General features: G+C 44.8%; 10 protein-coding genes, 1 tRNA gene and 2 pseudogenes. 8 read left to right on the top strand and 5 right to left on the bottom strand.

The window, feature by feature from the left end:
• Window positions 1–366: pseudogene (locus tag QUA38_RS23090) on the top strand (hypothetical protein); the annotation flags it as partial.
• Between the two features lie 304 nt (window positions 367–670).
• On the opposite strand, the gene QUA38_RS23085 reads toward QUA38_RS23090, so the two are convergent.
• A complete protein-coding gene (locus QUA38_RS23085; RefSeq protein WP_333165966.1) occupies window positions 671–991 on the bottom strand; it encodes a hypothetical protein in 321 nt (106 codons plus the stop codon).
• 112 nt (window positions 992–1,103) lie between these two features.
• Here QUA38_RS23085 and QUA38_RS23080 point away from each other — a divergent pair, with 112 nt between their 5' ends.
• From QUA38_RS23080 to QUA38_RS23050, 7 genes are all read left to right on the top strand, one after another.
• Window positions 1,104–1,997 (top strand): ion channel, encoded by an 894-nt coding sequence (locus QUA38_RS23080; RefSeq protein WP_333165964.1) that lies wholly within the window; start codon window positions 1,104–1,106, stop codon window positions 1,995–1,997.
• A 76-nt stretch (window positions 1,998–2,073) separates the two neighbouring features.
• Entirely contained in the window at window positions 2,074–2,400 is a 327-nt protein-coding gene (locus QUA38_RS23075) for a DUF433 domain-containing protein (protein WP_333165971.1), read from the top strand.
• A gap of 3 nt (window positions 2,401–2,403) precedes the next feature.
• Window positions 2,404–2,628 carry a DUF5615 family PIN-like protein gene (locus QUA38_RS23070; protein ID WP_445305092.1) on the top strand — a complete coding sequence of 75 codons (225 nt, stop codon included), beginning with the start codon at window positions 2,404–2,406 and terminating at the stop codon, window positions 2,626–2,628.
• A gap of 196 nt (window positions 2,629–2,824) precedes the next feature.
• Window positions 2,825–4,000: an exonuclease SbcCD subunit D gene (locus QUA38_RS23065; protein ID WP_333165961.1), complete on the top strand. Its 1,176-nt coding sequence runs from the start codon at window positions 2,825–2,827 to the stop codon at window positions 3,998–4,000.
• A 252-nt stretch (window positions 4,001–4,252) separates the two neighbouring features.
• Entirely contained in the window at window positions 4,253–7,294 is a 3,042-nt protein-coding gene (locus QUA38_RS23060) for an SMC family ATPase (RefSeq protein ID WP_333165958.1), read from the top strand.
• An 88-nt stretch (window positions 7,295–7,382) separates the two neighbouring features.
• Window positions 7,383–8,552: a pyridoxal phosphate-dependent aminotransferase gene (locus QUA38_RS23055; protein WP_333165968.1), complete on the top strand. Its 1,170-nt coding sequence runs from the start codon at window positions 7,383–7,385 to the stop codon at window positions 8,550–8,552.
• A 16-nt stretch (window positions 8,553–8,568) separates the two neighbouring features.
• The gene (locus QUA38_RS23050) at window positions 8,569–10,482 is read left to right on the top strand and encodes an aminopeptidase P family protein (RefSeq protein WP_333165956.1); all 1,914 of its coding nucleotides are present in this window, start codon (window positions 8,569–8,571) and stop codon (window positions 10,480–10,482) included.
• On the opposite strand, the gene QUA38_RS23045 is transcribed toward QUA38_RS23050, so the two are convergent.
• The 4 genes and pseudogenes from QUA38_RS23045 to QUA38_RS23030 form a co-directional block, all read right to left on the bottom strand.
• Window positions 10,472–10,723 carry a ParE family toxin-like protein gene (locus QUA38_RS23045; RefSeq protein ID WP_333165953.1) on the bottom strand — a complete coding sequence of 84 codons (252 nt, stop codon included), beginning with the start codon at window positions 10,721–10,723 and terminating at the stop codon, window positions 10,472–10,474. The genes QUA38_RS23050 and QUA38_RS23045 overlap by 11 nt on opposite strands.
• The gene (locus QUA38_RS23040; RefSeq protein WP_333165950.1) at window positions 10,723–10,923 is read right to left on the bottom strand and encodes a hypothetical protein; all 201 of its coding nucleotides are present in this window, start codon (window positions 10,921–10,923) and stop codon (window positions 10,723–10,725) included. The genes QUA38_RS23045 and QUA38_RS23040 overlap by 1 nt, the downstream gene beginning before the upstream one ends.
• 49 nt (window positions 10,924–10,972) lie before the next feature.
• A tRNA-Thr gene (locus QUA38_RS23035) sits at window positions 10,973–11,045 on the bottom strand.
• A gap of 139 nt (window positions 11,046–11,184) precedes the next feature.
• Window positions 11,185–11,893: pseudogene (locus QUA38_RS23030) on the bottom strand (WD40 repeat domain-containing protein); the annotation flags it as partial.

Below are 11,893 nucleotides of genomic sequence, written 5' to 3'. Positions count from 1 at the left end.
GCTCAATTTACTGCACTGCTAGCAGCCGAAAACTTTTCAACCGTTCCCGGTTACGAAAAGCTGGTGCGTAACTATCTCGAAGATCCTGCAATTAATGTCTGGATTTGGCAACGGTTAGCTCAAGTTAATCCAGCGAAATTAGAACAAATTTTGCAAACTGTATTGGAACGTACAGATTTTCAGATAGATCGCGATTTAGATGCCCTGCTGCAAGAGTTTAAAAAACCCTTAGAACCCGAACTCCCGGAAATTGCCAGCGTTCCCGTGCACCTGCACAACTTATTTCAGGAAGCTTTAGGCGAAGTTAATAAGTCAAAGTCTAAACCGCAGGAGAAAAAGAAAAGCTCTAAAGGCTTTAAATCCTAAGCAACTAAGTTCGTTGCATACTGCTATGCGCTAATGCGCCGGCTTCGCCAACGGATACTCGATGAGATGGCCGCAGCCCAGGGACAGCAGAAACAGGGTGGCAATTTCAAGTATGAGTGCGATCGACCCTAGCCATTTTGGGCGCGTTAGTCTGCATCCCTGACATCATAAACCATTAAACAAGCTCACAGCTAGCTGTGAGCTTATCGCCGCGTAATATTACTCAAATAGCTTTGCAGTCAGGACTTTAGTTTTTATTCACCGCGATTAAAAGAACTGAAGCCCTCACTACAAAAGCTTTTTTTTAATCTTCAACTTGTCGGACAGCCATGCGTTGCAGCGGCAGGCTGAGTATGCTAGAAGCAGTCAATAAGTAAGAAAGAACCGTAGTCAGCTTTAAACTGAGCAATAACCAGCTATCTTCGGGTAGGTGAAGTTTCAGCCCGAAAAAAGAGATGCAGTACACTATCGAGTAAGTAAAGCTCATCTTGATTAGGATTTCCTCGCTCAAAGTGCGATCGTCCGTTGGCTGCGAGTTGCGATTATCACCCAGCAGGACTAGACCCGCAATAGAAGCCACAAAAGAAACCATAACGACACAGTCATGCCAGTTAAGCTCAACCATTTCTAAACTCCGCTTTTATCCGCATTTTTGGAATCAGACATCAGTCTAAAGGATAAGTTTTGCCGCTCAAAGCAATAGTTACAAATTGAAACAGCCGCAGTTACAAATCGCAATGAAAATTCACCGCAACCGCCAGCCACAAGCTCGTTTAGTCAGCCGCAAAGGACAATTCTCCTTAAATATTGTCAAGTTGGGAGTACCTCGCCTGCATTTTGCCGACCTCTACCACAGGCTGCTAATTCTTTCTTGGCCGCGATTTTTCATACTCATTTGTCTGTCGTATACAGTCACGAATTCTTTATTTGCCTTAGCTTACTTGGCGGGAGGAGATTGCATTGCTAACGCGCGACCGGGTTCTTTCAAAGATGCCTTTTATTTCAGCGTGCAAACAATGGCGACGATCGGCTACGGCGCTATGTATCCGCGCAATGATTACGCTAATACTATAGTTGCGATCCAAGCGCTTTTTGCTTTGTGGGGAGTTGCAATGGTGACGGGACTGGCTTTTGCTAGATTTTCTCGACCAACAGCCAGAGTTATCTTCAGCCGCGTAGCTGTAATCGCTCCTTTTAACGGTGTTCCGACTCTGATGTACCGCACTGCTAATCAGCGTTTTAACCAGATTTTAGAAGCGCAGCAGCGAGCTACTTTGATCCGCGACGAGGTAACAGCGGAAGGAGAATTTATGCGGCGTTTTTACGATTTGCAATTGATGCGGAGTCACTCTCCGATTTTTGCTTTAACTTGGACGGTTATGCACGCAATTGAGGAGAGCAGTCCTTTGTACCAACTTACTGCCCAAGACTTGATGGAACAGCAAGCGGAAATTGTAATTACTTTAACAGGAATTGACGAAACCGTTTCGCAAACTATTCACGCGCGACATTCTTTTGTCGCCTCTGAAATTATGTGGAATATGCGGTTTGTAGATATTCTTTTGAAATCGGCGACGGGAGGGCGGGTGGTTGATTATACTCGGTTTCACGATGTGAAGCCTGTGGAATGAAAGTTGTGAGTATAATAGTGCTAGAATACCTCTAGGACGACAAAACTTAATATTTATGACTTCAGTTAATACGAAGATGACACTCAAAGAATTGCAACCGCAACTCTTGGCTTTAACTCCCGAAGAAAAGGCTCAAGCTATACAATTTCTCGCCCAAAGTTTAACCAACTTTTGGCCGGGAATTCAAAAGACTCCCGGTGTCATGGGCGGAGAAGCCTGTATCCGAAAAACTCGGATTCCTGTTTGGCTGTTGGTAAGTTATCGCCGTCAAAGTGCCACGGATGCTCATATTCTAGAAGGTCATCCCGATCTGAGTGCCGTAGATTTGGTGAATGCTTTTAGTTATGCTGAGGCATATCCTGATGAGATTGAAAGAGCAATTCGAGAACAGGAACAGGCATAAACTGTGGCGGGTCTTTATGCAGATGAACAATCCCCGCTTCCTGTTGTAAAATTACTGCGAAATTTTGGTCATGATGTGCTGACAGTTCAAGAAGCGGGGAATGCTAACCAAAAGATTCCGGATGAAGAAGTTCTAGATTTTGCTATTAGCAATAATCGGGCAGTTTTGACATTAAATAGACCGGATTTTATTCGACTGTATACGTTAAACTCTGCCATACGGGCATAATTGTCTGCACAAACGACCAAAACTGGGAACGGTTGGCTGTACGCATTAATGAAGCTATTTCTAATCTAGAAACACTGAGAAGTCTACTAATTCGAGTTAATCGGCTGTCGGAGTGAGTATAACAGCCGGAGAATGAATCAATTCATATAGCAGCTATCGCACAAAGTATTAAAATAAACAAAATACTCCTCGTACTATGCGAATAATTCATACTGCTGACTGGCATTTAGGGCGACGTTTTCGAGGAATCGATCGCACTTTTGAAATTGCGATCGCCCTTGAACAGATTTTGAAGCAAGCAAAAGCCTTGGATGTCGATGCTATGCTCGTCGCGGGCGACATTTTCGACGTACCCAACCCCACCGCTTACGCCGAACGCATTGCTTATAACTTTTTCTGCGAACTCCAAGCCGCCGGAATTCCCGCAATTGCGATCGCCGGTAATCACGATTCGGCATCCCGCATCGACAGCATCGCGCAATTGCTTTCCCTCGCAGGTGTTCGCGCTTTAGGCAAACCCAGGCTTTCGGCAGACGGTGGCACAATTACTCTTAATACAAAAAGCGGTAAACTTTGTGTGGGAGCGATGCCTTTTGCTTCCGAACAAAGACTGTTAGATGCTAATTCTCTCTGGCAGTCTGGCGATGCCGATCGCCGAAAAGATTACCGCGAAATCGTAGCATATTTACTCGAAGATTTAACCAGGGATTTTAGAGACAATACGGTCAATTTTCTCATGGGACACATGAGCATTGATGGCGCTCGGTTGGCAAAATCCGAAGTCGCTTATTACACGCGAGAAAAATACCTGCTCTCATCGCAAACTCTGCCGCCGGAAGCTCAGTATGTTGCCCTCGGACACATCCACATTCACCAGCGGGTTTCTGAGACTTCTCCCGCTTATTATTCGGGTTCTTTGATTCAGTTAGATTTTGGAGAAGCGGAACAGGAAAAAGGATTTTGCTTGATAGAAGTTGAGCCGGGAAGTCAGGCAAAGGTGGAATTTAAGCCTGTGGCTTGCCACAAGCCGTTAAAAGTGCTTAAATGTCATAACGACAATCTTGATGAAACTTTAGAAGCTCATCAGTATCACCCGGGTTTCTTGAAAGTAATTGTCGAACTGGACAGTCCGCAAATCGGACTTGCCGATCGAGTGCGCCAAATTTGTTCTCAAGCGCTGTTAATTGAACCGCGCTATCCAGATGCAGCGCTAGAAGCAACAGAAATAACTAATATCGATCCCAATAATTTCGATCCGGCAGCAGAGTTTTGCAACTATTATCAAAACCGCTTGGGAACGACACCGAAACCGACCGTATTGGAGGAATTTCAAAATTTGTACAAGAAGTTTAAGGAAACAGTTAACAATTAAATGGGTAAAAAGATACAATCCCACATCAACAATCTAAAATTTCAAATAGTTTTAAGACTGAAACCCACGCTCAATGTCGCTTGTAGTTGAGTCTAGATCCCCCTAAATCCCCCTGGTTGTTGGGTGACTTTGATAATACTCTTGTCCCCCCCTTGTTAAGGGGGGTTAGGGGGGATCGGGAAGACTGTACAAGGAAGACAGTAGACCTGAATATAACAATCTAAAACCCCAAATCTAAAATTTAAAATCAGTATGCGTCCACTCGAACTTATTCTCGAAGGATTTACCAGCTTCCGCCAGGAACAGCGTTTAGATTTTTCTCAACTCGATTTGTTTGCAATTACTGGTGCTACAGGTGCGGGAAAATCTTCACTGTTAGATGCCATGACTTACGCTCTTTTTGGCACTACTACTCGCAGCGGCAAACAAGTAAGTGATTTGGCAAGTCAAGGTAGCGAAAATTTAAAAGTGCAGTTGCGTTTTTCTGTGGGTTCGGCACAGTATCGGGTGACCCGAAGGTGGCGTTTTCGTCCGAAATCTCCGGAAAATAAGGTGATTTTGGACAACTGGCAAAATGGGGAATGGGAAACTTTGGGGACGAGTATCGTTGCTGTTCAAAATACCATTGAACAGATTTTAGGAATGGATTTTGATACTTTTACGCGAGCAATTGTTCTGCCTCAAGGCAAGTTTGATGAATTTATTAAAGGGGATACTTCAAAACGCCGGGAAATTTTGCGGCAGCTAGCGGGATTTGAGATTTTTGAGCAGATGCGGAAGGAAACAAATGAACTCGCAAAGTTGCTGAAACAGGAACGGGAAATGGTGGAAAGGCAGCTAGCGGATTTAAGTGCGCCGACGGCGGATGAGGTGGATCAAAGACGATCGCAACTTTTGATTTTAGAGCAGCAGTTGCCTGAGTTCGATCGCGCCGTTATGAAAGCTCAGAAGGATCTAGATGAAGAGGAACAGCTATTTTCGCAAATCGTTCGCTGGCAAGAGCTGCAACAAGAACTGGCTAAATTAAATGCTAATTTTGCCGAGGTAACAATTTTAGCACAGCGTTTAGAAAGAGCGCAAGCTGCCAATCATTTACAGGGAGATTGGGCTTTAGTGCGATCGGCTCGAAGTCAGTATGAAACGGCCGAAAGTGCCTCGGTGGCAGCACGAAAGCAGTTAATTAAAGCTCGCTCTGAGCTAGCAGTAGAGCAGCAGCAACTTGACGCGGCAAAAGCCAAAGAAGAGGTGCTAGCGCCACAAATTAAGGCTCGCGAAGATGCTCTAGCTGTTGCTAAAGTATATGAAGAACAGCGCGCTCAATTAGAAAAAGAAGTTGCGCTTGCCCAAAAAATTCAACAGGAAAAACTCCGCCTTTTTCAAGCAGCAGATAAAGAACTGCAAGCTGCTAACACTAAAATTCAAGGCGCAGGTTTTCGAGTTACTCAAGCAGCGGCACAGCTCGAACAGTATTCGCTAGGAGGAAAGCGTTTAGAGCAATTGCAGCAAATTTCACCCTTATTGATGGAACTTCAGCTAATTACCAAGCAGCAAAAGACTCAGCAAGAACAGTTGGATAAATCGATCACAGAGAAGGAAAGCGCTCAAAAAAAATATGTGGAGGTTACCACTAATTTAGAAGCCGTTGAACTCCGGCTAAAAGAGTGCAGCCGCGAGTTAGAATCGGCGGAAACCGCTAATGCGGAAGCCGCACGTTTAGAGAGTGTGACTGCTATCAGAATGTCGCTGAATCCTGGGGATACTTGCCCGGTGTGCGGGGGGGTGCATCCTGAGAGCGAAAGTCTGCCTCCTTTGCCGAATTCTAATATTGTTGATGTAGCTGGTTTGCGGCGGAAATTGGCGGCGGCAAATCAGGTTTTTCAAGATGCTCAAAGTTTGGCTGCTGAGGCAAAAAGTACAGTTTCAGCCTGCCTGCAAAAAGAGTCAGAAATTGCTCAAATGCTCGCATTAACTGCGAATAGAGTTGCCGAATTGCAGCAGCAAATCGCTCAAGTTCTGGAAACTACTCATTGGGAAAGCTTGGGCTTGCAGCAGGAGTTGGCAATCCTTAAAGAGAGCGATCGCCAATACCGCGAAACCGAACAGCAGTTCCAACTGGCATCATTGGAATATGATAATTTTCAGGAAAGATTTAATGTTGCGGTGGCGAATCTAGCAGCTAAACAGCAGGAATATCAAGATGCGATCGCCGAATCAGACCGCCGGCACCAGCAGTTGCAAAGTTGTGTAAATGCGCTTTATCAAATTACCGAATATCAACCTTATGCTAATTTAGCAAAAGTCTTAGAACAAGACAAGCAAGACTTGGCCAATCTGCTGAAAGTTGCCGAAAAATCATATCAAACTGCTCAAAATAAGGTTATTCAAGCAGCAGAGAGAGAGCAACAAGCTGGAGAGGCTTTTGGGCAAGCCCAGGCTCATAAACAGCAGCTAAACCTGGAATGGTCAGCAAAATTAACGGCGGCTGATTTCACAGAAGAGACATTTTTAGCCGCGGTTGCGACAGTTAAGGAACAATCAGAATGGGAAAATGCTATTCGCTCTCACCGCGAATCAAAAATTCAGTTAGAGACGCGGGCGAAAGATTTGAGCGAGGCGATCGCAGGCAGAACTACCGATGAGAATAATTTAGCACAAGTGCGATCGGCAAAACATACCGCCCAAGAAAACCTCAAACAAGCCAACAACAACCGCGCCGAACTTTTAGCTTGGATTCAAGTAGCAGCCCAAAATCTCGAACAAGCCGAAAGACTGTCACAGCAAATCACAAATTTCACAGAACAAGAGCAAACTTATCACACCTTAGCGCAGAATCTCAAATCCAACGAATTTCAATCTTACATTCTAGAACATTTAGAAGCAGAATTAGTCGTCAGCGCCACATTAATTTTGCAAGAATTAACCGAAAATCGCTACAAATTAAGAAACCAAGACGGCGAATACTGGGTAACAGATAATTGGAACGGCGGCGAAGCTAGACGAGTACGCACTCTTTCCGGTGGCGAAACCTTTGCAACTTCCTTATCAATGGCTTTAGCTTTGTCAGAAAAACTGTCTCAAGGCTCTCACTTGGGCAGCTTGTTTCTCGATGAAGGATTTGGTACTTTAGATACCGAAACTCTCGAAAGCGTTACTCAAATTTTAGAATCTTTGCGACAGCGAGACAGGCTGATTGGAGTGATTACCCACGTTCGAGAATTAGGCGAAAGATTGCCCGCACAAGTTAAAGTGTTTAAGTCGCCACAAGGTTCTAAAATAGAATTACATAGATCCTGAAGTGGAGAGGCGCGTGCGTGAAATAGTAAACTTGCTTAAGGACGTACATTATTAGTAAACTTGTCCCTACAATTACCTATAATATATGATGAAAAATCACGCGACTCGGATGCAATCGGTACAGTCGCCCATAATTCCAATAGTTGGCGAACTTATCCGCCAAAATCCGGGAACAATATCTTTAGGACAAGGCGTAGTTTACTACAATCCGCCACAAGAATCATTTGACCGAATTCCCGAATTCTTCGCAAATACCGACAATCACAAATACAAAGCCGTGGAAGGAATTCCACAATTACAAGATGCTATCGCAGCCAAACTAAAAACAGATAACAACATAGAAATTAACAGCAAAAACTGCATTGTCGTTACTGCCGGCAGCAATATGGGATTTACCAACGCCATTCTCGCCATCACCTCGGCGGGAGACGAAATTATTATCCAATCACCTTATTACTTCAACCACGAAATGGCGGCAATTATGGCAAGTTGCCGACCTGTGATAGTAGAAACTGACGCCAATTATCAACTTAATATCGATGCTATAGAAAAAGCAATTACCGACAAAACGCGAGCCATAGTTACCATTTCACCAAATAATCCCACTGGTGTTGTTTATTCGGTCGCAGCACTCCGGGAAGTTAACGAAATTTGTCGCCAGCACAACATTTATCACATCAGTGATGAAGCTTACGAATATTTTACTTATAACGGCGTCAAACACTGTTCACCCGCCGCTTTTCCCAACAGCAGCGAACATACAATTTCTCTGTTTAGCCTCTCCAAAGCCTACGGTTTTGCGAGTTGGCGGGTCGGGTATATGGTAATCCCAGAACACTTGCTGGTTTCAGTGAGAAAGATTCAAGATACCATCTTAATTTGTCCGCCCGTAATTTCTCAGTATGCAGCCCTGGGAGCCTTGCAAGTTGGTAGAGGTTACTGCGATAATTATGTAAAGGCGATCGCATCTGTGCGCCAACTCGTATTAGACGAACTCAATACCATCCAAAACTTGTGTACAATTTCCCCAGCCGCTGGAGCTTTTTACTTTTTCTTGAAAGTTGATACTGATATCGATACAATGGAATTAGTAGAACAATTAATTCGCGAATATCACGTAGCAGTGCTTCCCGGTACAACCTTCGGCATGGATAGCGGCTGCTATTTGCGTGTTGCTTACGGTGCTTTGGAGAAAGCAACCGCCACCGCAGGTATTAGGAGATTAGTTAAAGGTTTGAAGACAATTTTAAACAAGTAAAATAGGAAAATTCAAAATGGTTGCCACTAACTTAAAAGCAAATACAAATATCCAAGATACCTCCGCTGCAAAACTGGCAGACTTGCGCGATTTGATGGCCGATTATGAATTAGATTGCTATTTCATCCCAGCGGTTGACGAACACTTAAATTTATCAGTTCCAGCAGCCAAGCAGCGGCGAGCTTGGATGTGCGGTTTTACCGGTTCCGCTGGTGATTTGTTGGTTGGTAAAGATGCCGCTTGGTTGTTTGTGGATTCCCGCTATTACGAACAAGCCGAGTTGCAAGTCGATACTGGAATTATTCAAATATCGAAACTCGGCTTAGAAGGAAATTTAACCTTAATTGAAACTTTAGAAAAACTGGCGGTAGAATGGGCAGGAAAATCCACAAAAGTTCGCCTGGGTTTTGACCCGTTTACAGTAGCGACAGAGCAATATCAAAATTGGGTGAAAAAATTCGCGAATGCGGAGATTGAGTTCATACCAATCCGGGAGAATTTGACAGACAAAGTGCGATCGCAAACTCCTTGGCAAACAGCAGAGACTTTACCCGCGATTGATGCAGAGCTCATATTTAGCTTACCTGCATCCCTGACAGGAGAAACCGCCGCCGAAAAATTAGCGCGAGTCAGGGAAGCGATGCAAAAAGCCAACATCGATGTGCTTCCGATTACCAACCTGAATCAAATAGCGTGGCTGTTCAACCTCCGAGGCTCGGATATTCCCCATATTCCCATTTTCATATCCTATGCCATTGTCACCCCAGAGTCAGCGTTTTTGTTTACAAACACCGAACGGATTTCACTAGAAATCAAGCAAGAATTGCGGGCGGATGTAACTTTGCTTCCTTATGCAGACTATCCGCATACATTAGAAATTTGCGTAAATTTGCCACATAAAGTTCGGGTACTTTTAGACCCGAAACACAGCACAGCAGGCACGTACCAGTTAATCTTAAACCATCAAGAAGCGCAGTTATACAACATCGAAATAGTTTTTGATACTCATCCGGTAGAAGGGATGAAAGCTCGCAAAAATCCCGTTGAAATCGAGCAGATGAAATCAGCAAATTTCAAAGCAAGTCGAGCGAAAACTTTGACTTTAAAGTGGTTGACAGAACAGCTAGAAAATGGTAATGTAGTGACCGAGTTTGATGTCAAAGAAAGCATTGAAAGATTTTACCAGCAAGAAACTGATTTTCAGACTTTAACTTTTAGAACGATCGCAGGTGCGGGAGCCAATAGCTCGATCGTACATTACGGAACCCCCAGCCCTGAAATCACCTTAAAACCCGGAGAATTGCTGCTGCTTGACTCAGGCGCGCAATATTTAGCAGGTACAACCGACGATACGAGAACAATAAGTATCGGAGAACCGACGGCGCTACAAATAGAACACTACACCACAGTGTTAATCGCGCACATCAACTGTGCAATGCAACAATTCCCCAAAGGAACAACGGGAGCGCAATTAGATGCGATCGCCCGTGCGGTATTATGGCAAGAACAGCTAGACTACGGACATGGCACCGGGCACGGAGTAGGCGCGTTTTTAGCCGGTCACGAAGGGCCAAACGGCATCAGCAAATCTGTGCAGTATCCCCTGGAAGCGGGAATGGTAACGAGCATCGAACCGGGATATTACGAACCGGGATGGGGCGGAATTCGCATCGAAAATCTCTATGTTGTCAGGGAAATGCCATCAAAAAACGGTACGGTTTGGTACGGATTTGAATCGCTGACGTATATTCCGTTTGAGCGCAAATTAATAAATGTCGATCGGCTGTCAAAGACTCAACTCGCATGGTTAAATAATTATCATGCTGCTGTAGTCGAGAAGCTGGAACCCGTACTTGATGCAGCAACAATTGAATGGTTGAAAACAGCCTGCGCTGCGTTAGGTAAAATTGATGTTACTGTTAGCCAATAAGCCGATCGTACTCTGCGTGCGCGCCGATCCAAAACCACACAATACCCTGCTCAATCCCTATACCCAAAGCTCGGTAGTCTTGTCCGGCTCTGACTGACCAATACTTGCCGACTTTTTTGAAATGCAGCGATGGATGAGTTGGATCGGCTTTGAGTAATTCGTAACATCTATCGGCGGAAAGCTTTACGGTTTCAGGTAAAGCGTTGTAGCATTCCCAAAATCGACGAATCGTGTAGTGCATCAAATTTCCCGATAGCGCCCCGCCTCAAAATCTGCGATCGCCTCCTGGGCTAAATCTTCCAACTTACCGCCAGCAATATCTAGTTCTAACTGCACGTCCCAACGCCGATAATCCAACTCAAGAAACCATTCCAAAAGTTGATGAAACTTATCTGGTGGTAGATCCAGGATAGCGGCTTCAATTTGCTCGATCGTCAACATAGAGCTTGTGATTTGTAGATAGTTATATCTATCAAAATTATACTAATAAAGCTGGTGACAGGATTTGAACCTGCGACAGGCTGATTACAAATCAGCTACTCTACCAACTGAGTTACACCAGCAGTGAAACTTAATATAGCAAACTTATAGTCATTAGCGCAACCCCCCAGCCAATTTTTTTTTCAAATTCGCTCAAAACGCTACCCCGTAAGGGCAAAACCGGAATTGTCTGCCCGCTGCCGACTGCCCACTGCCCATTAACTAATCGCACCGCCAAATCTTAATAGTCTGATCCGCACTGCCGCTGGCGAGCAAATTGCCCGAAGGTGCGATCGCCACCGAGTACACAGTACCCGAATGTCCCTTAAGAGTGCTCAACAGCTCCCCGGTCTGCAAATTCCAAATATTAATCGTATTATCATCGCACCCGCTAGCCAAAGTCAAACCGTCCCGACTGATAGCAACCGACTCGCCCCGACTCACATAATTCTGCAAAATATGCACCGCCTCAGTCGTTCCTAAATTCGTTACACCCTTTCCCCTTCCAGAATTAGTATTTAAAATCCGCAACAAACTGCCCGTGTGCAAATTCCGCAGCTTAATCGTATAATCATTGCTGACGCTAGCCAGAATCTGACCGTCCGGCGCGATCGCCACAGAATTCACCCCAACATTCAACCCCGAAAGAGTTCGCAACAACTTGCCACTTTCCACATCCCAAACCTTACTCGTCGCATCCGAACTGCCACTTGCCAATATTTTACCGTCCGGGCTAAAAACCACCGCATTCACATTGTCAGAATGACCCCTTAAAGTCCGCAGCAACTCACCACTCCGCAAATTCCACAGCTTAATCGTATTATCAGCCCCGCCGCAGCTAGCAATTACCAGGAGCTTCGGATTAATCGCCACCGAATTCACCTCCATAGAATGTCCCGGAAAAGTACACAGCAAATCACCGCTGTGCAAA

Origin of the sequence: Microcoleus sp. Pol12B4 (assembly GCF_036701385.1) — a bacterium.
Classification (GTDB): domain Bacteria; phylum Cyanobacteriota; class Cyanobacteriia; order Cyanobacteriales; family Microcoleaceae; genus Microcoleus.
The sequence above is the reverse complement of the archived record's forward strand: the minus strand, read 5'-3'. Positions and strand labels throughout refer to the sequence as shown.

Excerpts from the sequence above, each read along its gene's own strand:
- QUA38_RS23085 (WP_333165966.1), bottom strand. The coding sequence starts at position 991 with ATGGTTGAGCTTAACTGGCATGACTGTGTCGTTATGGTTTCTTTTGTG.
- QUA38_RS23045 (WP_333165953.1), bottom strand. The coding sequence starts at position 10,723 with ATGCACTACACGATTCGTCGATTTTGGGAATGCTACAACGCTTTACCT.
- QUA38_RS23060 (WP_333165958.1), top strand. The coding sequence starts at position 4,253 with ATGCGTCCACTCGAACTTATTCTCGAAGGATTTACCAGCTTCCGCCAG.
- QUA38_RS23055 (WP_333165968.1), top strand. The coding sequence starts at position 7,383 with ATGAAAAATCACGCGACTCGGATGCAATCGGTACAGTCGCCCATAATT.
- QUA38_RS23075 (WP_333165971.1), top strand. The coding sequence starts at position 2,074 with ATGACACTCAAAGAATTGCAACCGCAACTCTTGGCTTTAACTCCCGAA.
- QUA38_RS23080 (WP_333165964.1), top strand. The coding sequence starts at position 1,104 with ATGAAAATTCACCGCAACCGCCAGCCACAAGCTCGTTTAGTCAGCCGC.
- QUA38_RS23050 (WP_333165956.1), top strand. The coding sequence starts at position 8,569 with ATGGTTGCCACTAACTTAAAAGCAAATACAAATATCCAAGATACCTCC.
- QUA38_RS23065 (WP_333165961.1), top strand. The coding sequence starts at position 2,825 with ATGCGAATAATTCATACTGCTGACTGGCATTTAGGGCGACGTTTTCGA.
- QUA38_RS23040 (WP_333165950.1), bottom strand. The coding sequence starts at position 10,923 with ATGTTGACGATCGAGCAAATTGAAGCCGCTATCCTGGATCTACCACCA.